Origin of the sequence: Bradyrhizobium sp. BR2003 (assembly GCF_009720285.1) — a bacterium.
GTDB classification, from domain to species: domain Bacteria; phylum Pseudomonadota; class Alphaproteobacteria; order Rhizobiales; family Xanthobacteraceae; genus Bradyrhizobium; species Bradyrhizobium elkanii.
In genome coordinates this window covers 39804-62109 of record NZ_SMYJ01000026.1, presented here as the reverse complement: position 1 = coordinate 62109, position 22306 = coordinate 39804, and the positions used below count along the sequence as shown (strand labels likewise).

Genomic DNA, 22306 nt, shown 5'->3' with positions numbered 1-22306 from the left:
TTGTATGTCGGCAACCGTGCCGACAAGGCGGTGTCTTGCCCCGGCGGATGATTCAATGAGATATCGTAGATTTGGCCGGTGTGGGAAAAGGCGGTAGCAACACGCCAAGCCGGTCGGCCATCACCGTGGATGCCGATCTCCGCTGCGCCGTCCATTGTGGCCCTGGACCCGATGACGCTGGGGTAATGCGGAGCGGTTCGGCTCCATACCGTGCTGATCTGCTCCAGCGAAGTGGCAATTGAAACGTTCTTCGCGCAGTGATCATCCTGTCCACCTTCTTTCGCATCAAGCGCACGCTGCATGGTGCCGAGTTCGACAAGATCATCCGGGACGGGCAAGCATGCAAGGCGTCGGCGATGGAGCGTCAGCGCCGCGCCGATTGGCTAAGCGCGAGCTGGGCGCGAGCCACTTTCGGGCGGAATGGGATCAGCGGGATGCAAGCGCGCAACCCTTTGAGGCAGGTCAAACACACTCGCTGCAGCGATGCGAAAATAGCAAAACTTCCGCAATTCGAGGCTGTCATCATGCAAGCCCCAAGCGAGCTTCGGGAAGAACCGTCTATACTGAACCAGCCCGCCTCGCTCGTGCCGTCAGAGCCGCATCATCCGCTGCCGGCACGGCGGGCAGCGCTCAAGCGCCGTGGCCGGCCGATCGCCGCCGCGCTTCTCGTTGTTCTGGGCGGCGTCGTCGGTACCGGCTACTATGTCTGGAAGAAGGCTCATCCGCCTCTTCCGGTCGGCATCAGCCTTGGCAACGGTCGCATCGAAGCGGACGAGATCGACATCGCGACCAAATTTGCCGGCCGGGTTTCCGAATTGCTGGTCGACATCGGCGACATCGTTGCGCCGGGCCAGGTGCTGGCGCGGATGGACACCCGCGATATCGAGCAATCGCTCTCCAAGGCGGAAGCCCAGACCAGACAGGCGCTGCGCGCCGTCGAGGAAGCGCAGGCCAACCTCGCGCAGCAGCAGACGACGAAGACGCTCGCCGAACAGGAGATGAGGCGCACCAATTCGCTGCTGAAGAACGGTTGGACCACCCAGGAGATCGCGGACCAGCGCAAACAGTCACTCGACGCGGCGATCGCCGGCCTCAACGCGGCACAAGCCAGGGTCCTGGTCGCCCAGCATGCGCGGGAGGCGGCCCAGCATGACGCGGGCTTCTACAGGGTGCAGATTGCCGACAACACGCTGGTTGCGCCGAAGGCCGGGCGGATCCAGTACCGGCTGGCCAATATCGGGGAGGTCCTTCCCGGTGGCGGCAAGATTTTCACCATGCTCGATCTGTCCTACGTCTACATGGACATCTATCTGCCGACGCTGGAGGCCGGGAAGGTCAAAGTCGGCGCCGATGCGCGCATCGTGCTTGACGCCTATCCAGATCATCCGATCCCGGCCAAAGTCTCCTTTGTCGCAAGCCAGGCGCAGTTCACGCCAAAGACCGTTGAAACCCAGACGGAGCGTGACAAGCTGATGTTCCGCATCCGCACCCGCATCGACGAGGAGCGCCTGCTCAAGCATGCCGAGTCGGTCAGAGGCGGTTTGCCCGGCATGGCCTACGTCCGCTGGGATGCGAAGCTCGCCTGGCCGAAGAACCTTGAGGGTTCTCCATGACGAGTGATGACGAGGCGGTCGCCATCGTCCGGGGACTTTTTCACCTCTACGGCTCCACAACCGCGCTCGATGATGTATCCGCCACCTTGCCGGCGGGGCAGCTCGTCGGACTGATCGGACCTGACGGCGTGGGCAAGTCCTCGCTGCTCGCGATCCTCGCGGGCGCGCGGAAGATCCAAGAGGGCGAGGTCTTCGTTCTCGGTGCCGACATTTCCAATGCCGCGGCCCGCGCGTCGATATGTCCGCGGATCGCCTACATGCCGCAGGGGCTTGGCAAGAATCTCTATCCCGACCTGAGCGTGAAGGAGAATATCCAATTCTTTGCCCGGTTGTTCGGCCAGTCCCGCGAGGAGCGCGAATGGCGGGTTGGGGAGCTCCTGGAGAGCACGGGACTTGCGTCCTTCGCCGACCGGTCGGCCAGGAAGCTGTCGGGCGGTATGCGGCAGAAGCTCGGCCTCTGCTGCTCTCTCATTCACGATCCCGATCTGCTGATCCTGGACGAGCCCACCACCGGCGTCGATCCGCTGTCGCGCCGACAGTTCTGGGATCTCATCGACCGGCTGCGCGGGCGCAGGGCGGGAATGAGCGTGATCGTCGCAACGGCCTACATGGAGGAGGCCGAACGCTTCGATTGGCTGATCGGCATGAATAGCGGCCGTATTCTCGCCGCGGGCACGCCCTCCGATCTGAAGGCAAGGACCTCGGCGCAATCGATCGAGGACGCGTTCGTGGCCCTGCTCCCGCAGCGCCAGCGCAGAGCTGCGGAGATCGTCGATCTACCGCTCGATTCCGATGCCGAGCCCGTCATCGTCGCCCGCGACCTGACTTGCCGCTTCGGCGATTTCACCGCCGTCGACCGCGTGAACTTCGCCATCCGCCGCGGCGAGATCTTCGGTTTTGTCGGCTCGAACGGGTGCGGCAAGACCACGACCATGAAGATGCTAACCGGGCTGCTGCCGCCTTCGGAGGGTGAGGCGCTGATCTTCGGCAGGGCGCTGGAGGCCGGCAACATCCAGGCCCGCCGCCGCGTCGGCTACATGTCGCAATCATTCTCCCTCTACGGTGAACTCACTGTCGGCCAGAACCTGCTGCTGCATGCGCGCCTGTTCCATTTGCCCCGCGCGTCCGTTAACGCGCGCATCGCCGAGCTCGTCGAGAAGTGCGACCTCGCCGACTATATTGACGATCTGGCCTCGGCGCTTCCGCTCGGCATCCGGCAGCGGCTGTCCCTTGCAGTCGCGGTAGTACACAGGCCCGAACTCCTGATCCTGGACGAGCCGACATCCGGCGTCGATCCCGTCGCTCGTGACCAGTTCTGGGAGCTCCTGATCTACCTGTCGCGCAATCAGGGCATCACCATCTTCGTTTCGACGCACTTCATGAATGAGGCGGCACGCTGCGACCGGCTGTCCCTCATGCACGAAGGACGCGTGATTGCAACCGACACCCCGGCCGGACTGATCCAGGCGAAGGGCGCCATCGACCTCGAAGACGCCTTCATCAGCTTTCTCGAGCAGGAACGGCCGGGCGCGGTGCCGGCGCTCACGATCACCCAAGCACGGGCCGCCGGACCGGACTTGCAGCAGGAGGCTGCGCGGCGCAGCCGTGCCGTCTTCAGCATTCAGAGGCTCCTCGCCTACACGCTGCGTGAGGGTCTGGAGTTGTCGCGAGACCGAATCCGCCTGGTGTTCGCTCTATTCGGTACCGCCATGCTGATGATCGTCTTCGGCTTCGGCATCTCCACCGACGTCAACAATCTCACCTTCGCCGCGCTCGACCGGGACCAGACTCCCGAAAGCCGCGCGTACCTGGAGGAGCTGCGTGGCTCGCCGTACTTCGTGGAGAAGCGGCCGATTGCCGACTATGCGGACATCGATCGCCGCCTGAAGAACGGCGACATCAACGCCAGCATCGAAATTCCACCGAACTTCGGCGTGGACCTCAAGCGAGGACGCCCGGTCTGGGTCTCCGCATGGATCGACGGCGCGATGCCGTTCCGCGCGCAGACCATCCGCGGCTACCTTGAAGGCATGCACCAGCTCTATCTGAGCGATCCTTCCGTAAAGACGACCCAACCGACCGCGCCGCTTCCAGCCGATATCGAGATCCGTTTCAAGTACAATCAGGATTTCGACAGCGTCTTCGCGATGGTGCCCTCGACGCTGGCCATGATGCTGGCGCTGTTTCCTGCCATCCTGATGGCTCTCGCGGTCGTGCGCGAGAAGGAACTCGGCTCGATTACAAACCTCTATGTCACGCCGGTGACGCGCTTCGAGTTCCTGGTCGGCAAGCAGCTTCCCTATGTGGCAGTGGCGCTGGTCAATTTCCTCGTCATGTTCGTCATGGCGATCTTTCTTTTTGACGTGCCGCTGAAGGGTAGCTTTCCCGCGCTCCTGGTCGGCACCTTCATCTACGTCTTCACCACGACCGGCTACGGCATGCTGATCTCTACATTCTGCAAGACCCAGATTGCCGCGCTGTTCGGCACCGCCATCCTCACGATCCTGCCGGCCCAGCAGTTTTCAGGAATGATGACCCCGGTCTCCTCGCTATCGGGCACGGCGCAGATCATCGGCCTCGGTTTTCCGATGAGCTACTATCGCCCGATCAGCGTCGGCGCCTTCACCAAAGGCCTGGGATTCGCCGATCTCGGATCGAGTATCCTGCTGCTCACGCTGTTCATCCCTGTGCTGACGATCATCAGCATGCTCTTGCTTCGCAAGCAGGAGCGATAGATGCGCTTACTCTCGAACATCTTCTGGCTCGGCACCAAGGAGTTGCGCAGCTTCTTCTCCGACTGGGTGCTGCTCGGCTTCGTCATCTACTCTTTCTCGCTCGCGGTGACCAGCCAGGCGCAGAGCAACTCCCAGGAGCTCTATCACGCCTCGATCGCCGTCGTCGACGAGGACCATTCGGAGCTGTCGCGGCGCATCACCCATGCGTTTCTCATGCCCTATTTCAAGCCACCGGTGGCAATTCGAGAGGCTGACGTCGAGCGATTGATGAACGCCGGCAAATACACCTTCGTCATGGATATTCCGCCGGACTTCCAGCAGGACCTGCTGGCCGGCCGGCAACCACGCCTGCAGATTAACGTCGACGCGACCGCCATGGTCCAGGCCGGACTGGGTTCGGGTTACGCCGAACAGATCGTCAATACGGAAATCGCCCGCTTCGTGTCGCATGCGGAGCCTGTGCCATCCTCGCCGGTAAATCTCGCCGTCAGAATCGCGTTCAACCCTAACGTGGCGACCTCCTGGTTCACCAGCGTGATGAGCATTATCTCGAGCGTCACCATGCTCGCGATCATCCTCGCCGGCGCCGCCCTCGTCCGGGAGCGAGAGCACGGCACGATGGATCATTTGATGGTCATGCCGCTCAGCCCGCTCGAGATTGCGATATCCAAGATCTGGGCCAACGGCTTCGTCATCGCCGTGGCGGTAGGTCTGTCGCTCCACCTCGTGGTGCGCACGCTTCTACAGGTTCCGATCGCCGGCTCGATCTCGCTTTTCATGTTCGGCACCACGCTTTACCTGTTCTTTGCTACAGCCATCGGGCTGTTTCTCGGCACCGTTGTCCGCTCCATGCCGCAACTTGGTTTGCTCTATATGCTGGTTGCCGTTCCCATGAATATCCTGTCCGGCAACGCGACGCCGCTCGAAAGCATGCCGCACTGGCTCGCTATCGCCATGCAGGCTTCGCCATCGACCCATTTCGTTTCGTTCGCGCAGGCCATCCTGTACCGCGGTGCCGGCCTGGACGTGGTCTGGCCGCAATTTGTCGCGGTCGCCGCGATCGCCTCCCTGTTCCTGATGCTGTCGCTGATCCGCTTCCGGGCCTCGCTCAGCTCTGCCTGACGGCCGCGCAACGCCGAAGGCAATCGTCAGAACGGAGCTCTTATCGGCGAGTTCCTTGGTTTCCGCCTCCTCCGCGGTGCGGTCGTTGCGCTGCGGGCAACGAGTGCCTAGTAGGACCGTTTTCATCCTGGTCTTTTCGCGACAAGGCGGTCATTTCAACGAAAGGCTGCAGCAGGCAATGCGCGCCAGCTCGCACGATCCGCTGATGTGGCTTTGGTTGATCTTGCGTCCGCTTTTGCAGTTCCGTCCACACGATTCACGGCCGCGCTGCAGACATTGGGCCAAGTTGCTCGCCTGCGTCCGGGTTATGTCGTTACCTTCCAATACATTGCCGCGTCGTTTGCTTATCTTGGGCGTTTGACGAGGCGCGCCCGGTCGGTAGAGCAGCTTGAGCGTTGGCAGGAAAGGCCACCCTGGATCCGGCCCGACGATTATGCGCTTTTCGTCGAAGGTGTCCGCCTCGCAACCATCGAGTGACACCGCGATCCCAACCGAACCGGACGGCGGATGTTCAAGGCTACCAACCGCACTGACGGAGTCGTCAGTCTTGCCATGTTGATCGGATCGCTACATGCAGCGGTGTCGAGAAGAAGCCTAAGAAGTAGCTGTTTTTCATGTAGGGGCACGAGCGGAGAAGGAATTCGACTTTGATAAAGCAATCAAGGCCTGCCAGCGAGCATTTGCCGCGGGCACAGTTTGTCGAGCTCGATTGCGCGCGACACTGCCTGACAATGATCGACTACCTGAGAGCCTGAGTGAAAAAGCAGTGAGTGATTTCGGTTGGCTGTGATTCCTTCGGATTTGCGAAGATTCGAGGGAGGGCACGATGCCGCGGACCGAAATCACTCGCGTCGAGTATCAGCGCAATGGGCTGCGCTACACAAGCGACCTGACCGATCGGGAGTGGGCGCTGATGCCCGACAGATGCCGCCGCCCCGGCGGCTGGGGAGACCGCGGGCAGTCGATTTGCGCGAGATCGTACAGGCGATCCTCTACGTCCTGTCGACGGGCGGAATTTCCTGTTCCGGACATCACGCGTGTCTCAATCTGCGCGCGCCTTATAGGAGCATTATCCCTTGATAATTAGACGATTAAGGAAAGCATTACAGGCCCGCTCGGCTTCAACGAATGTGCTGAAGGGCGATCCGGACACTTGAGCCGCGGGCATGTTCAGAAAGTCGGGGCGATATGACGCAGCAAAGCCCGGCTCTCCATGCAATCCGGGTCCACTTCGGCTCTCGTTGCTGATTACGAATGAATAGTCGTCGCTGTTTGCGATCCACATCTCCAGATCGCCAGTGCCGACGTGGCTGAAGTGCAGGGCCATTTTACCCTCCACATAGTTTTATCGACGTCGCTGCGGCAAGCCCCATCTCACGGCAAAGTTCGACGAAACGTGCACAATCCTTGCGAAGCGACAGGCCGTCGTCCTTGCGGAAGTCTGCGATCGTCCTGTGGTCGGGAGCGAGCGGCCCAACAACCACATCAGCTCCAGGTTGCGTCCGGCTTCTGTCTGCGTCACGCGCTTGGGCTCGTTTTTTCGGCGTTGTCGGCGCGGCGTTGATCTGTTGGCAATTGCTTACTTAAAATGAGGACTGGTTGCTGCTGCCGGCTATTCACAAGGACGCTCTAACATCGGTGGCGGACAGCGTACCGAGATAGCAAGTTGATCGGGTCAGCAAACGATGCCCCGGCATCCATTGCGCCGGTCCGACCACTATCGTACCTGCTATTGCGTGGCGAAGTTCGCCGTGAGGCTGCGTCGGTCGCCTGGGCCAACAGGGAGCCGCAGGGATACCAGCGACACCCTTTATTTACGCGCGTAATACGTGTGGCCTTCTCCCACAAGGGGCAAGGCGAGAACAGCACCGACATTACCCGCTTTGCGAATTGCTAAGTGTAGCTTTAGCAAAGACGGCAAACGCAGTCTCGCCTAGTTCTAAGGTCAAGGTCTACCGCTGTTCAACCCTGGTGCGCCACATGGCATCGAAAGTATTCGGGTGAGTCGGCGTCCATTCTTCTGAACCCATCGGATCGCCAGCTTTCTCTACGAGGGCGCTTGCAAGCTCTTCGCTGGGATGGGGCTGCGTCGAAATCTGCACAGGCCATTCCAATAATGATTTCGAGAGCATGGGCTTGCCTTCGTACCAGCATTTTCGTCCGTCGATGAAGCGCCAGGACCAATACTCGCGCGGATTTGGTGGCATCGCGGCGTTGCATCGCTGCTTCGCCTGCGTGCTTGGTATTCCAATTAATAAAAACGAAGTGATGCAAGCCGCTAAAGGAATTAATGGAAATTGTTTCGTCATCTGAGCACTCAGAGATTACTTCGTTGCTGCAATCGACTCACGGCAACTACCAGATCGGGCCGCTCGAGAACCTCCACCAACCTGTCGAGAATGCGCTCATTGTCGTGGGGGCGGGGCTGAAGGTATTCGTTCAGTATGCGTTGGGCCTCGCTTACGGCCTGAACAGCAAGTTGTTGATCGGTCATCACTTCTTACCCATTCGATCGTGGAGGGGACCGGAAGATTAAAGGAGGATGAAGGATCAAGTCGTCTTTTGGACTTATCCCATCAAATTTTATTTCAATGGATGCATGGACCAGCGATTCTGTCTCAGGATCGCGAAATTGGGCAACGCGCCACCAGCCGCTCGCGCGCTAGGCTACGGCGCCATAAACTCGGCGGACTGCGGTCGGGGTACGCAGCGCTCCCCTGACTCGAACCCCCGACATTGCCTCCATTCAGCTCGTCGGAGCTGCAGGACTTTGCTATTCTGCTACTCGAATGGAACACAATCCAATTGCAAGTTCCACGCAGGTTTGGCGGCGCGTGTGTCGGAACGGGCATTGATTCTGTAGTGAAATCATTCGCCTCTTAATCAGCGGGTCCCAGGTTCGAGCCCTCGTGCGCCCACCAAGCTTTCATAGCTTAGGTTCGCCCTCGTAACGGCCATCCCGGCCAGCGGCCGCGTCTATTCCGACACCCGCTATTGCCTGCTTCCTCACGCCGCTTCCTGATCCCCGCACTTATGCTTGCGCATGTCCGCTATCGCGCGCGGAATTTCGATCGCCGTTCGGCAGCGGTCTGCATTTGACCAAGTTCACCACGACGGATCCGCGCTCACTGCGCTGACAGGCGTGGGGTGAAGGTGCGGGCGGAACGCGGGGCGCCCTGCGGCGAGCGCGGTTGACACCGGAGGGCGCCCACTTTAATCACCTGACTAATTAATCAATTAATTAAAGCTCGAAACCCTAGGGAAAGAATCCGCCTGATGCTGGCCGGCCGAAGACATCCGAAGCTGCTTGCCCCGCGCGGTCGCGGCTTCACCCGGCTGGAAAACCAGGAGTTCGTGCATTCCGTGCGCAGCGGCGTCGAGGAGGCTGAGAATGACCTTGGCGAGCAGGCCGCACGCTCCGCCGAGCACAGCGTCGGTGTGATCACGGCGGGTGGACCGAACGCCGGAGCGACCGGCCATCGCGTCAGACCGTCGACCCCGGAACAAGCTGCGCAGCACCGCTGCAATCGCCCACGCGGTGCGCGCCGCGGACCCCTGCCGCCAAATCCCGCACATCAGTTCGCGCACGCGAGCGTTGCGCGCCCGGGCGTGATGTCGCGGATCGGCGTCGGCCGCTCGAAGCAGAGTGGGCTTTGTTCACCCGTATGGAAAATGAGGATTGAGGCGTAAACGATGGGACGTCGATCTGAGGTACTGATGGCACAAGAGACCGCCGGCACGGACAACCGGCGCGTGATCCAGGTGGTATCGCGCGCATTCGACATCGTGCGTTGCTTCGAAGGTCGAAGCATACGCCTGGGAAATCGCGAAATCGCCGATCGCTGTGGTCTTCCCCGATCGACGGTGTCGCGTCTCACCCTGACGCTTACCCAGATCGGTCAGCTGATCTATCTGCCGCAAGAGCAGAAATATGCTCTCGGTCCCCACGCCGCCGCAGCCGGCGCGCCGTTGTTTGCGCAGGGTTGCGATAAGCCTGTCTGCGCCGACGAGCAGCAGCTCCGGCAGGTGCCGCGCTTCGGGTACTTCGAAGATCAGCGCAACTCGATTGCCGAGCCGCTTGCGGTGACTCCACACCGTTGATGCGTCGCGGAAACGGTTGGGACCATCGGCACAAGCGCAAGCTAACGAAACATCCGAAGCAAAGGGAAACGCATGTCTGAAGCATACATCATTGACGCTGTTCGCACGCCGCGGGGCATCGGCAAGCCGGGCAAGGGGGCGCTGTCGCACCTGCATCCGCAGCATCTGGCCGCGACGGTGCTCGGCGCGCTCAAGGAGCGCAACAAGCTCGACACGTCGACCGTCGACGACATCATCTGGTCGACATCGACCCAGGAAGGCAAGCAGGGCGGCGATCTCGGACGCATGTCGGCGCTCGCGGCGGGCTACGACATCAACGCCAGCGGCACGACGCTGGATCGTTTCTGCGGCGGCGGCATCACGTCGGTGAACCTCGCGGCAGCGTCCGTGATGTCGGGGATGGAGGATTGCGTCATCGCCGGCGGCACCGAGATGATGAGCTATCAACAGACCCTCGCAGCCGAGCGCTCCAAGGCCGGGCAGCCGGCGCGGATGATGGGTTCGGGTAATGCGGCGCTCGACGAGATTCACCCGCAGTCGCACCAGGGCGTGTGCGGCGACGCCATCGCGACGCGCGAGGGGATCAGCCGCGAGGCCTGCGATGCCCTGGCGCTGACGAGCCAGCAGCGCGCCAAGCGGGCCATCGATGAAGGCCGCTTCGCCAAATCGGTGATCCCCGTCCTCAACGACGACGGCAGCGTTGCCCTCGATCGCGAAGAATTCCCGCGCCCGGAAACCACTGCCGAAGGACTGGCTTCGCTGAAGCCGAGCTTCGAGCAGCTTGCCGATTTCGACCTCGGCAACGGCACGACGTTCAAGAAGCAGATCCAGCGCCGCTACCCGGACCTCGAGTGGAAGGGCGTGCATCATGCCGGCAACAGCTCGGGCGTGGTGGACGGCGCCGCCGCGGTGCTGATCACGTCGAAGGCATATGCCGAGAAGCACGGCCTCAAGCCGCGCGGCCGCATCGTGGCCTATGCCAACCAGGGTGACGACCCGACGCTGATGCTCAACGCGCCGGTTCCGGCGGCCAAGAAGGTTCTTGCCAAGGCCGGCCTGACCAAGGACGACATCGACGTCTGGGAGATCAACGAGGCCTTCGCGGTCGTCGCCGAGAAATTCATCCGCGATCTCGAGCTCGATCGCGAGAAGGTCAACATCAATGGCGGCTCGATCGCGCTCGGCCACCCGATCGGCGCGACCGGATCGATCCTGATCGGCACGGCGCTCGACGAACTCGAGCGCAGCGGCGGACGCTATGGTCTGGTCACCATGTGTGCCGCCGGCGGCATGGCACCGGCCATCATCATCGAACGCATCTGATCGCGAAAGGATATTGCCATGAAACTCGATTCATCGGTCGCCGCGGTCGTCACCGGCGGCGCTTCCGGCCTTGGTGCCGCCACCTCGCGCGCGCTCGCTGCGCAAGGCGTGAAGGTCGCGATCTTCGACTTCAACGAAGAGAAAGGTGAGGCCATCGCCAAGGAAATCGGCGGTGTGTTCTGCAAGGTCGACGTCACCTCGGACGAGCAGGTCGATGCGGGCTTCGCCAAGGCCCGCGCGGCGCATGGCCAGGAGCGCATCCTGGTGAACTGCGCCGGCACGGGCAACGCGGTGAAGACCGCGGGCCGCGACAAGAAGACCGGCGAGCCCACCCACTTCCCGATCGACGCCTTCAACCGCATCATCCAGATCAATCTCGTCGGCACGTTCCGTTGCATCGCCAAGTCGGCGCAGGGCATGCTGTCGCTGGCCCCGCTGGAGCACGGCGAGCGCGGTGCGGTCGTCAATACAGCCTCGGTCGCGGCCGAGGATGGCCAGATGGGGCAGGCGGCCTATTCGGCCTCGAAGGCTGGCGTGGTCGGCATGACCCTGCCGATCGCGCGCGACCTGATGGCCGAAGGCATCCGCGTCAACACCATCCTGCCGGGCATCTTCAACACCCCGCTGCTGCAGGGCGCGCCGGAGAACGTCAAGGCCGCGCTCAGCGCGTCGGTGCCGTTCCCGAAGCGTCTCGGCATGCCGGAGGAATATGCGCAGCTGGCGCTGACCATGATCACCAACGGCTACTTCAACGGTGAAGACGTCCGTCTCGACGGCGCCATCCGCATGGCCCCGCGGTAAGCGATCAGGAGACGAAAGCGATGTCCGAAGAAACTCCGGTCCTCACTGAAGTCCGCGGACCGATCCTGATCATCACCCTGAACCGGCCGGAAGCCAAGAACGCGGCCAACCTTGCCCTCTCCAAGGGCGTGGCCGCGGCGATCGACCGGCTCGACGCCGACGATGCCTTGAGCGTCGGCATCATCACCGGCGCCGGCGGCACATTCTGCTCGGGCATGGACCTCAAGGGGTTCCTGAAGGGCGAGCGGCCATCGATCCCCGGCCGCGGCTTCGCCGGCCTCACCGAGGCGCCACCGAAGAAGCCGCTGATCGCGGCTGTCGACGGCTACGCGCTCGCCGGCGGGATGGAGATCGCGCTGTCGTGCGACATGATCGTCGCCAACCGCAACGCCAAGTTCGGGATCCCCGAGGTGAAGCGCGGGCTGGCAGCTGCGGCGGGCGGCCTGATCCGCATGCCGCGCCAGATGCCGTTCCGTGTGGCGATGGAGTTCGCATTGACGGGCGAGTTCTTCGGCGCGGAGCGTGCCTATCAACTCGGCATCATCAATCGCGTGACCGACGGCCCGGCGCTCGACGCCGCGCTCGAGCTTGCCGCCGCGATCGGCGCCAACGGCCCGCTCGCCGTGAAGGCATCCAAGCAGGTGATCGTCGAATCCCGTCTCTGGCCGGAAGATGAGATGTGGAAGAGGCAGCAGGAGATCGTCGGTCCTGTCTTCGTATCCGAGGATGCCCGCGAGGGCGCGGCTGCCTTTGCAGAAAAACGCCCACCGAATTGGAAGGGCAAGTAGGGCATCGCCTGTTTTGATGACGGAGCGTCGGTTTTGATTGCAGCAGAACCGACGCTCCAATTTTTTGTACCGGTGCCTCGCCGCACGCCGGTGGGCTTCCATGACAGCGCTATTGGGTGAATGATGCGCAGCTTTACCGAAGACCAGGTCATCTTCCGCGACTCCTACCGCAAGTTTCTCGCCAGCGAGATTGCGCCCCATATGGAGGAATGGCGGGAGGCCGGCATCGTCGACCGCAGCGCGTTCAAGAAGGCCGGCGACCTCGGCTTCCTGATGATCTGGCCCGAGGAAAAATATGGCGGAATGGGCGACGAGGACTTCCGCTATGAGCAGATCATCATCGAGGAGACCGCGCGCTCGGGCTGCAAGGGCTGGTTCAACACGCTGCACAGCCGACTGGTCGGATCCTATTTCAAGCGCTTCGGCACCGAGGAGCAGCGCGGCCGATTCCTGCCGAAATGCGTCAGCGGCGAGACCATCCTGGCCATCGCGATGACCGAGCCCGGCGCGGGCTCGGACCTCGCTGGCATGCGGACGACGGCGGAAGACAAGGGCGATCATTTCCTGCTCAATGGCTCGAAGACCTATATTTCCAACGGCATCAATTCCGACGTGGTGATCGTGGCCGCAAAGCTCGCGGGCGCCGAGAAGAAACATGCCATGGTGCTCCTGATCGTCGAGCGCGGCATGGAAGGTTTTGAGCGCGGCCGCAATCTCAAGAAGATGGGCATGCCGGCGCAGGACACTGCCGAACTGTTCTTCAACAATGTGAAGGTGCCCAAGGCCAACGTGCTGGGAGAACCCGGCAGGGGCTTCTACTATCTGATGGAAGGCCTTGCTGAGGAGCGGCTGATCTCCGCGGTCGGATCGATCGCCAATGGCCGCAAGGCGTTCGACATCACGCGCACTTACGTGATGGACCGCAAACTGTTCGGCCGTCCGCTCGCCGAACAGCAGAACACCCAGTTCCGCATGGCGGAGATGGATGCCGAAATCGATCTCGTGCAGGTCTATGTCGATCACTGCGTGGCCGAGCACAATGCCGGTCGCCTGACCAGCAACATGGGCGCCAAGGCCAAGATGATGTCGTCGGAGGTCGAGTGGAAGATGCTCGATCTTGGCGTCCAGTTGCACGGCGGCGCAGGTTACATGGATGAATATCCGATCAGTCGGATGTTTACCGACGCGCGCGTCAATCGAATCCTCGCTGGAAGCTCCGAGGTGATGCGGCTGATTATCGGCCGCGATGTCTTCTCGGAGCACTACAAGAGCATTCTGGACTAGCCGGTCACCACGACCGCTTTGCTGCCTCCGCTCCGCGTCAGCCGCGGGCCTGCCGCAGTGGCTCGCGCGCATGTTCCTTCGAGCGCAGCAATGCATCGACGAAGATCGGCTCCCAGGAGCGGATGTGCGTGCGGAGCAGGGCGGTCAGCGCCTCGGTCTCGCCGGCGAGCGCGAGCTCGATCAACCGGTAGTGCTCGGGCACTGACGCTTGCTGCCGCTCGTGGCCGGCGCGGGAGCTGATGCCGTAGAGCCGCATCTTGTCGCGCAGGCCCATCACCGTGTCGGTCAGTAGGTCGTTGCCGGCGGCCGCGATGAACTCGCGGTGATAGTTGCGGTCGGCTTCCAGATAGAGCTGGACGTCGTCGGTCTCGACGGCCCTGGCGATCTGGTCGGCCCAGCCGCGCACGACTGCCAGATCCTTCGGCGGATTGGCGGCGACCAGCACGGCGGCGTGCAGCTCGAGCACCTCGCGTAGGTCGAACAGGTTGCGCAACTCGGTCAGCGTCGGCTCGACCACCTTGAAACCGCGGTTGCGCATCGGCTCGACCAGGCCGCCGCGGCTGAGCTCGAGCAGTGCTTCGCGGACCGGCGTCGAGGAGACGCCGAGGCTCGCGGCGAGAGACGGCACCGAATACATCGTGCCCGGAAGACTCTGCCCGGAAATGATCTCGGCCCGCACCCGCTGCAGCACCTGTTCTCGCAAATTCTGGTCCATCGGTGGTCGTCGCCGCCTCTCGCTGGGAACTCCGATTCGTCGCTGATTATTACTTAGCCTTGACGCCGCCGGTAGCGTATGACGTAAATGTGTAACGCATTACAAAAATGCGCCACATGGCCCGACGGGATAGGTGAGACGGCGGTGAAACAGCGGCTACCCGGCTATTGCACGCTTTGTCGCTCGCGATGCGGTGCCGTCACCGTGGTCGAGGACGGGCGTCTCGTCGGCGTAGAGGTATTGAATAACCACCCGACCGGCGGCGCGCTTTGCGCCAAGGGCAGGGCGGCGCCCGAAATCGTCGCCAGCCCGCGCCGCCTGACCGTCCCGCTCAAGCGAACCCAGCCGCGCGATGCCGCCGATCCGGGCTGGGTCGAGGTGTCGTGGGACGAGGCGTTGACCGAGATCGCGGCGCGGCTCGGTACGATCCGGGCCGAGAGCGGCGCCGAGGCGGTGGCGTTCGGCGTCACCACGCCGAGCGGCACGCCGATGGTCGACAGTTTCGAGTGGGTCGAGCGTTTCATCCGCGGCTTCGGCAGCCCGAACCTGATCTATGCGGTCGAGATCTGCGGCTGGCACAAGGACTATGCGCACGCGCTGACCTTCGGCCGCGGCATCGGCTTTCCCGACTACGACAATGCCGATGCGATTATCCTGTGGGGCCACAATCCGGCGCGCACCTGGCTCGCCCAGGCAACGCGGATCGCCGACGCGCGGCGGCGCGGCGCCAAGGTCGTGGTGGTCGATCCCAAGCCGAACGGCTCGGGGCAGCAGGCCGATCTCTGGCTGCGCATTCGCCCGGGCGCCGACGGTGCGCTCGCGATGGGGGCGATCCGTCACCTCATCGCAACCGGCAGCTTCGATGCGGATTTCGTCAATGCATGGACCAATGGATCGCTCCTGGTCGATCGTGCGACGGGACGCTTCCTGCGCGCCGACGCGTTGTGGCCGGATGGCGCACCGGAGGCTTTCGTTCGTCTCGATGCGTCGGGCGCGCCGGTACCTTGCGACACCCGCTACGCGCCGCAGAGCTGTGGCCAGCTGCGTGGCGCGCTGCAGGTCCGCACACGCGGCGGCCGGATGATAGCGGCGGCAACTGCGTTCGAACTGCTTGTCGAGCGGGCCGCGCCTTACACGCCGGCGCACGTCGCGGAGCTGACCTGGCTTCCTGTCGAGGACGTCGACGCGTTCAACAGGCTGCTCGCTCGACGGCCACGGCTCGCCTATCATTCCTGGACCGGCGTCGGCCAGCACACCAACGCGACCGCGATCGAGCGCACGATTGCAACGTTGTATGCGCTGACCGGTGCTTGCGATCGGCCCGGCGGCAATCGCTGGCCGGTGCCGCCGCCGACCCGTGCTCTCAACGACTACAACATACTATCGTCGGAGCAGCAGGCGAAGGCGCTGGGCATTGCCGAACTGCCGCTCGGCCCGCCGGCCAAGGGCTGGATCACGGCGCGCGACTTCAGCCGGGCCGTGCTCGACGGCGAGCCCTACCGGGTGCGCGCGCTGGTCGCCTTCGGCACCAACTTCGTCGTCTCGCAGGGCCATTCCGAGCGCAACCGCGCCGCGCTGAACGCGCTGGAATTCCAGGTTCATATCGACATGTTCATGAACCCGACCGCGGAGAGCGCCGATTTCGTGCTGCCCGCCAGCACGCCGTGGGAGCGCGATGCGCTCAAGATCGGATTCGAGATCACGCAGGAAGCCGTCGAGACCGTGCAGTTTCGCCCGCGCATGGTCGAGCCGGTCGGTGAGGTGAAGGCCGATTACGAGATCGCCGCCGCGCTCGCGCTCAAGCTCGGGATGGGCGAATTGTTCTTCGGCGGCGACATCACGGCCGGCTGGAACTATCAGCTCGCACCGCTCGGCATCGGTGTCGAGGATCTCCGCGCGCATCCCGAGGGTCGTCGGTTCCCGCAGATCTTCCGCGACGAAAAATACGCCGTGACGCGCGAAGACCGAACAGTTGCCGGATTCGCGACGCCGACACGCCGCGTCGAGCTCTATTCCGAGCTGATGCTGGGACACGGGTATGATCCCTTGCCCGACCACGTCGAGCCGGTCGGCAGCCCGCTCACGGCAGCGCCGGACGGACGCTTTCCGCTCGCGCTTTCCACCGCCAAGAGCGGCTGGTTCGTTCACTCCTCTTATCGGCACGTCGCCTCGCTGCGGCGCAAGTCGCCCGATCCGGCCGTCGAGATCAGTCCGCAGCTCGCCGAGCGGCGCGGCCTTGCCGAAGGCGACTGGGCCGTGGTGGAGACGCATGGCGGTGCCGTGCGCCTGAAGGTGCGCCTCAATGCGGCGCTCGACGATCGGGTCGTCGTCGCCGAATTCGGCTGGTGGGAAGACTGTCCGCCGCTCGGCCGCGAGCGTTCCGCGACGGCGGGTAAGCACACCCGCAACATCAACGCCGTGCTGCATGACGATGCGCGCGATCCGGTCAGCGGCTCTGTCCCGCTGCGCGCGATCGTCTGCGATATCAGGCGCGACGGCGTTGCCAGTCGAGGCCTGTGGAGCGGTCAGCGGCGGTTCACGGTCGGTGCGCGCCGCGCCGAGGCAGATAATGTCATCGCGCTCAACCTGCTGCCGCTTGACGGCGGTCCGCTGCCCGACTTCCTGCCGGGCCAGCACGTGATGCTCTCGCTGCCCGGCGCGACGGAGGCACGGGCCTATTCACTGACCGGATCCGGTGATCTGCCGCATGCGCTGTCGATTGCGGTGAAGGGACGTTTCTTCAATGAGGCGCCGAGTAGCGACGCGGCGTTCTTCATGCCGGATCGTCTGCATCGCCTGGCCGTCGGCGACGAGGTTGTGCTGGAGCCGCCGGGCGGCATCTTCACGCCGCCATTGAAGGGGCCGCGGCCGCTGATTTTCCTCGCCGCCGGCATCGGCATCACGCCGTTCATCAGCCATCTCGAAACGCTGCAACGGATTGCACCACAGGATCGCGTTGGCGAAACCCTGCTGCTGCACGGCTGCCGCAGCAGCCGGGAGCATCCGTTTGCCGAGCGGCTTGCGGAGTTGGAAGCCGGTATTCCAGGGCTGAAGCGCGTGACGTTCTATTCCGCACCGTTCGCGCAGGACCCGATCGACTCGCATTCGTTGCGCAAGGGGAGGGTTGATCTCGGACAGGTCAAGCCGTTGTTGGCGCGCCGGCCGCTGGTCTACATCTGCGGCTCGCCGGAATTCGTTGCGGCGCAGATCGAGGCCGTGACGGCGCTCGGCGTGCCGCGCTTCGACATTTTCGCTGAAAGCTTCGTGTCGCCGCCGTCGGTGCCGAGCAACCTTGCGCCGCGCACCATCCGGCTTGCGGGCAGCGAGCAGAGCTTTTCCTGGAAACCCGAGCAGGGGACGCTGCTTGATGCGGCGAGTGCGGCGGGTGTCGCGCTGCCGAGCGGCTGCCGTGTCGGGCAATGCGAAAGCTGTGCGGTTCAGGTCGTCGATGGGGAGTTCATCCATCTCGGCCCTGTCGATGGCAGCGAGGGACAGTGCCTCGCCTGCCAGGCCGTGCCGCTGACCGATCTCACGCTCGCGCTTTGATGACCAAACACGATTGAAGGCTGTAACCGCATTACCGGAAGGGGATCAGATTGATGACGAATGCAACGCACGATCAAACCGTGAGCTTACGAAAACCTGTCGCGGACAACATCATCGCGCGATTTTCGCAAGCCTTGGTGGCGTTTGCGGAGCGCTGGTTCCCGGATGCCTACGTCGTCGTCCTGATCGCGGTGATTGCGGTCGCAATCGGCGCGATCCTGCATGGCGGTTCGCCGCTTGCCGTCAGCCGCGCGTTCGGTGACGGGTTCTGGAACCTGATTCCCTTCACGATGCAGATGGCGCTGGTCGCGATCGGCGGCTATGTCGTGGCGATGTCGCCGCCGGTGGCGGCCGTGCTGGCGCGGCTCGCCAGCGTGCCGAAGACCGGGCGCGGCGCCGTGGTCTTTGTCGGCGTGCTCAGCATCTTTCTGTCGCTGCTGAACTGGGGCCTCAGCCTGATCTTCTCGGGTCTTCTGGTGCGGGAAATCGCGCGGCGCACCGACATCAGGCTCGACTACCGGGCGGCCGGCGCCGCCGGTTATCTCGGGCTCGGCTGCGGCTTCACGCTCGGCATCACGTCATCAGCCGCGCAGCTGCAGGCAAATGCCGGCAGCATTCCGGCATCGCTTCTGCCGATCACCGGCGTGATCGGTTTCTCGGAAACCATCCTGACCTGGCAGAATATGGTCACCGTCGTGATGGTGACCGTGGTCTCTGCTGCGATCTGCTATTTCACGACGCCTGCGCCCGAACAGGCGAAGACGGCGGAAGACCTCGGCGTTGCGCTTGGCGATGATCGCATCGAGGCCAAGAAGCCGGCGCGTCCGGGCGATTGGCTGGAGTTCAGCCCGCTGCTGACGATCCTGATCGCCGTGCTAGCCGCCGGCTGGTTGTGGCAGACGTTCCAGTCGGGCAATCCCCTGATCACACTGTCGGGCCTCAACACCTATAATTTCGTCTTCCTCATCCTCGGCGTCGTGCTGCACTGGCGTCCGCGCAGCCTCATCGAGTCGTTTTCGAAGGCGATGCCGAGTGTCTCCGGCGTGCTGTTGCAGTTTCCGTTCTACGCCGGCATTGCGCAGATCCTGACCAAGGTCCCGAACGGCAGCGGCACGACGCTGTCGGACACGATCGCACACTGGTTCGTCGGCGCCTCCAGCAATTCCACCGTATTCTCGTTCCTGGTCGGAATCTATTCGGCGCTGCTCGGCTTCTTCGTGCCGTCGGCCGGCGGCAAGTGGATCATCGAGGCGCCCTACATCATGAAGGCGGCCAACGACATCGGCGCGCATCTCGGCTGGACGGTGATGGTCTACAACATCGCCGAGACGCTGCCGAACTTCATCAACCCGTTCTGGATGCTGCCGCTGCTCGGCATCCTCGGCCTGAAGTCGAAGGACCTGATCGGCTACACCTCGGTCCAGTTCTTCATCCACTTCCCGATCGTGATGCTGCTGGCGGCGATCCTGATGGCGACCTTCAGCTATCATCCGCCGATCCTGCCCTGAGCGACCATGGCCGGGCACCGGGACGCACGGTGCCCGGCCAATTCAGCGCTCGACGACTGTCATCACCAAAACTGTGCTGTTTTTCCGCCCGCCGCGAACGAGCCATCGCGCCGGGCAGTCATCTTTGGACAGTCATTTCATTGACCGCCGCCCGGTTCGGCTGGATATTGATGCGCGATATCCCGCGTTGTTCAAGGCCACCGCAATGAGACATGACCACCGCAGCTTGATGTGCGACATGCGAAGCCGCATGCAGCATCGCTGTGTCTCGGCGGCGACCGGCGTCTGTTGTTGATCGCTTCAATAAATCAAAGCACCCGACAATCAGACAGGAGCGCCGTCATTCGGCGATCGAGCACGCATGTCCCAAGCCAAAATGTCCCAAGCCTATGTCATCGAAGTATCGGATCGCACCGCCGGCATCGTCGTCAGCGACAAAAGCGGCTTCTGCTTCTTCTCCTCCGACCGCGCCTTTGACGGCCTCGACGGCGGCTATTTCGGCTCCGCGCGCGCCGCGGAGCGTGCGGTGAGGGCGCACTTGCAGCAGCGCCGCGAGGTCGGAGGCCGTGCGACGCGCGGTTGAGGCGGTTTCTCAGGAGGCTGCGGCGAGCGGCGGCGAGACCACCTGCGGCGCCTCGGGCGCTTGCGTGGCAGTCGTTGCTAGCTGGAAGCGGATGCCGTGCAACGAGCAGATCAGCGGGATGCCGCGAAAGTCGTCGTGGAAGGCGCGGATCCGGCGCGCCAGCTCGCCGGCGCTGACGCCGGCGGGAAGCTCACACATCTCGCGATACATCTGCCGGGTGCTCTTGATTCCGCACCAGGCGATCTCCAATTCCGCCAGCGGCGTGGGATCGCAGGCGAGATCGCGCGACATCCGCCAGAACAGATGGGCAAGCCGCACATAGGCGATCTGTTCGAGCCCGCGCACGCTGATCCTGTCGGGAACGATGAAGGACTCGACTCCGACGATCGGGCCGGAATCGACGCGCGCCGCCATCACATGGGCCGTCGCGCCGAAGGTGCGGGCACCGTCATAGAGCGCGAAATGCGCCGGCGCCCAGCCGGGATATTGCGGCGGGCCGGGATGGAAATTGTAGGCGCCATGGCCGAGCGCCGCCAGAATGTGCTCCGGCACGATGACGCTAGTGGTGAAGGCCAACAGCCGGGCCTCGCGCGAGACCTCCGGCCCGATCGCGGCGAGCTCGTCGGCCGTTACCACGCAGCGGAACGACAGCGCCGGATTGTGCGCCTTCAGCAGTTCGGTGAGCGCGAATTGCTGGCTGGCGACGCCGGTGAGAAGGATGATTGTCTTCATGATGTCGATTGTCCTTCCCTTGCTCTGTCTTCCCGCCGTTCATCCGCCGCGCTGCCCGCCATCACGACGACGCTGCCGGCATCGCGGGACTGGCCCACGGCGCGGAACAGGTCGGCCGGCAATGTCTGCCATGGCGCGATCTCGATGATGCGGTTGTTCGCGCTCTTCGCGGCCGATTTCGCCGCGCGGATATTGTCCTGCCAGGGGCAGAGTGCGAGCTCGAGCCGGCCGAACCCGCCGCAATCGGCCGCGAACGCGCTAGTGACCGCCTCGATGCCGGCAGCCATTTCGTGCGCGTCGCTGGTCGCGATATCGCGCATGATCACGGTGATCGCCTCATTCGAGGCCGCCTGCGACCGGATCACGATCATGGCGTCACGGCCGCCGCTGCGGCTGGCGCGCCGCGCGGCCCGCATCGCGATGCCGAATTCGGCGTCCGGTCCAATATCGCTGCCGTCAGTGGGCAGGTTGTGAACGACCGTGGTGTGGCGGGGCGTGCCGGCATCTTCGGCCGGGGCGTGGTATGAGCGCGGCAGCCAGATGGTGTCGAGCGCCATTTGCGACGATGTCAGGCTCCAGGCCTGGTCGAGCAAATAGCCTTCCCAGACCGCGGGATAGGCGCTCGCGATGTGGTGCCAGTTGCGCAGCACCGTTTCGGCGGCGGGCGAGCGGCCGAGATAGAGGGTGCGCGCCGACATTTCCCACCGGTTCCATTTGTGGAGCGCGATGTCGCAATCAAGGTGTGACGGCAGCAGTGGCGGCTCGCTGAGGACTGCGTCGGCCTCGATGAAGAGCAGCGGCTCCCGGTGCTGCTCCCACGTCCGCAGCATGAAGGCGGATTTCTCGGCCGCGCTCATGTGCTCGCCGTCTGCGGTGTCGATCGGAGCGATGTCGCAGGCGATCCGGAATTCGGTCAGTTTGTCGCGGAGGGCGCGGGCGCGATCGTCGCCGCAAGCGCGGGGGTAGCAGGAGACCACGCGCAGCGATGCCTCGGACCTCGAGCCTTGTTCGGGCGCGATCGGGCGCCAATTGAGGCCGCCCCACCACATCTCATGCGGGCCATCGAAGCTCGGCCCGATCGTTCCGAAGTCGGTCAGCTTGGATTTCAGGAAGTCGAAGGCGGGATTCTCGCCGAAGGGGACGACGACCGCGCAGTCGGCGCGGAGCGACCGGTAAAGCATCTCGACGGCGGGGCCGCTCGGCGGCTCGACGAGGATGATGACGCCATGGTCCCTCGCCGGCACCGAGCCGGCCTGATGGACGACCGCGGGTCCGAGCCGCTCCGACAGCCAAGCAAGCCGCCGGCGCTGCACCGCGCTCATCCGGATGCCGTTCGCCGTCAGCAATTGGTCGAAGTTCGTCTGCAAGCCGTCCGCTTGCGCCGTGTCAGCCGAAATCATGCCCGCACTACCCCTCGTTAGCCTTCTACGTGCGGGGCGGCCGGATCAGGCGGAC

Annotated in this window: 16 protein-coding genes and 2 pseudogenes; 13 read left to right on the top strand and 5 right to left on the bottom strand. The window is 63.6% G+C overall.

Annotation, left to right across the window (positions count from 1 at the left end; genetic code table 11):
• Positions 1-524 precede the first annotated feature (524 nt).
• The 4 genes and pseudogenes from E2I15_RS19265 to E2I15_RS19250 form a co-directional block, all read left to right on the top strand.
• Complete coding sequence (locus E2I15_RS19265) at positions 525-1613, top strand: HlyD family secretion protein (protein WP_137478677.1); 1089 nt, start codon at positions 525-527, stop codon at positions 1611-1613.
• Positions 1610-4348: a ribosome-associated ATPase/putative transporter RbbA gene (rbbA, locus tag E2I15_RS19260; protein WP_137478676.1), complete on the top strand. Its 2739-nt coding sequence runs from the start codon at positions 1610-1612 to the stop codon at positions 4346-4348. The genes E2I15_RS19265 and rbbA overlap by 4 nt, the downstream gene beginning before the upstream one ends.
• Entirely contained in the window at positions 4349-5470 is a 1122-nt protein-coding gene (locus E2I15_RS19255; RefSeq protein WP_137478675.1) for an ABC transporter permease, read from the top strand. It abuts the gene before it with no gap.
• Between the two features lie 826 nt (positions 5471-6296).
• Positions 6297-6481 (top strand): annotated as a pseudogene (locus tag E2I15_RS19250) (transposase); the annotation flags it as partial.
• A gap of 58 nt (positions 6482-6539) precedes the next feature.
• Here E2I15_RS19250 and E2I15_RS19245 read toward each other — a convergent pair.
• Entirely contained in the window at positions 6540-6797 is a 258-nt protein-coding gene (locus E2I15_RS19245) for a hypothetical protein (RefSeq protein ID WP_137478674.1), read from the bottom strand.
• Positions 6798-7422: 625 nt separating this feature from the next.
• Complete coding sequence (locus tag E2I15_RS19240; RefSeq protein ID WP_137478673.1) at positions 7423-7779, bottom strand: hypothetical protein; 357 nt, start codon at positions 7777-7779, stop codon at positions 7423-7425.
• Positions 7780-8746: 967 nt separating this feature from the next.
• On the opposite strand from E2I15_RS19240, the gene E2I15_RS19235 reads away from it, so the two are divergent.
• The 6 genes and pseudogenes from E2I15_RS19235 (at position 8747) to E2I15_RS19210 (ending at position 13767) form a co-directional block, all read left to right on the top strand.
• Entirely contained in the window at positions 8747-9160 is a 414-nt protein-coding gene (locus E2I15_RS19235; protein ID WP_137478672.1) for a beta/alpha barrel domain-containing protein, read from the top strand.
• 3 nt (positions 9161-9163) lie between these two features.
• Positions 9164-9427: pseudogene (locus E2I15_RS39265) on the top strand (helix-turn-helix domain-containing protein); the annotation flags it as partial.
• A gap of 216 nt (positions 9428-9643) precedes the next feature.
• On the top strand, positions 9644-10894 hold the full coding sequence (locus E2I15_RS19225; RefSeq protein ID WP_137478671.1) for an acetyl-CoA C-acetyltransferase: 1251 nt from the start codon (positions 9644-9646) through the stop codon (positions 10892-10894).
• A gap of 18 nt (positions 10895-10912) precedes the next feature.
• Positions 10913-11695 carry an SDR family NAD(P)-dependent oxidoreductase gene (locus tag E2I15_RS19220; RefSeq protein WP_038383426.1) on the top strand — a complete coding sequence of 261 codons (783 nt, stop codon included), beginning with the start codon at positions 10913-10915 and terminating at the stop codon, positions 11693-11695.
• 20 nt (positions 11696-11715) lie between these two features.
• Entirely contained in the window at positions 11716-12483 is a 768-nt protein-coding gene (locus tag E2I15_RS19215) for a crotonase/enoyl-CoA hydratase family protein (RefSeq protein ID WP_129965168.1), read from the top strand.
• A gap of 123 nt (positions 12484-12606) precedes the next feature.
• Positions 12607-13767 (top strand): acyl-CoA dehydrogenase family protein, encoded by a 1161-nt coding sequence (locus tag E2I15_RS19210; RefSeq protein ID WP_137478670.1) that lies wholly within the window; start codon positions 12607-12609, stop codon positions 13765-13767.
• A 37-nt stretch (positions 13768-13804) separates the two neighbouring features.
• Here E2I15_RS19210 and E2I15_RS19205 read toward each other — a convergent pair whose 3' ends face one another.
• Positions 13805-14482 (bottom strand): GntR family transcriptional regulator, encoded by a 678-nt coding sequence (locus E2I15_RS19205; protein WP_137478669.1) that lies wholly within the window; start codon positions 14480-14482, stop codon positions 13805-13807.
• A gap of 144 nt (positions 14483-14626) precedes the next feature.
• Between E2I15_RS19205 and E2I15_RS19200 the strand changes: the two genes are divergently transcribed.
• From E2I15_RS19200 to E2I15_RS19190, 3 genes are all read left to right on the top strand, one after another.
• On the top strand, positions 14627-18028 hold the full coding sequence (locus E2I15_RS19200) for a molybdopterin-dependent oxidoreductase (protein WP_137478668.1): 3402 nt from the start codon (positions 14627-14629) through the stop codon (positions 18026-18028).
• A gap of 53 nt (positions 18029-18081) precedes the next feature.
• Positions 18082-19536 (top strand): short-chain fatty acid transporter, encoded by a 1455-nt coding sequence (locus tag E2I15_RS19195; RefSeq protein WP_137478667.1) that lies wholly within the window; start codon positions 18082-18084, stop codon positions 19534-19536.
• A 361-nt stretch (positions 19537-19897) separates the two neighbouring features.
• Complete coding sequence (locus tag E2I15_RS19190) at positions 19898-20119, top strand: hypothetical protein (protein WP_137478666.1); 222 nt, start codon at positions 19898-19900, stop codon at positions 20117-20119.
• A gap of 9 nt (positions 20120-20128) precedes the next feature.
• On the opposite strand, the gene E2I15_RS19185 is transcribed toward E2I15_RS19190, so the two are convergent.
• Both E2I15_RS19185 and E2I15_RS19180 read right to left on the bottom strand, forming a co-directional pair.
• Positions 20129-20854, bottom strand: a complete 726-nt coding sequence (locus E2I15_RS19185; protein WP_137478665.1) for a formyltransferase family protein — start codon at positions 20852-20854, stop codon at positions 20129-20131.
• Complete coding sequence (locus E2I15_RS19180) at positions 20848-22251, bottom strand: hypothetical protein (protein WP_137478664.1); 1404 nt, start codon at positions 22249-22251, stop codon at positions 20848-20850. Before E2I15_RS19180 ends, E2I15_RS19185 begins: the two co-directional genes overlap by 7 nt.
• Positions 22252-22306: the final 55 nt, after the last annotated feature.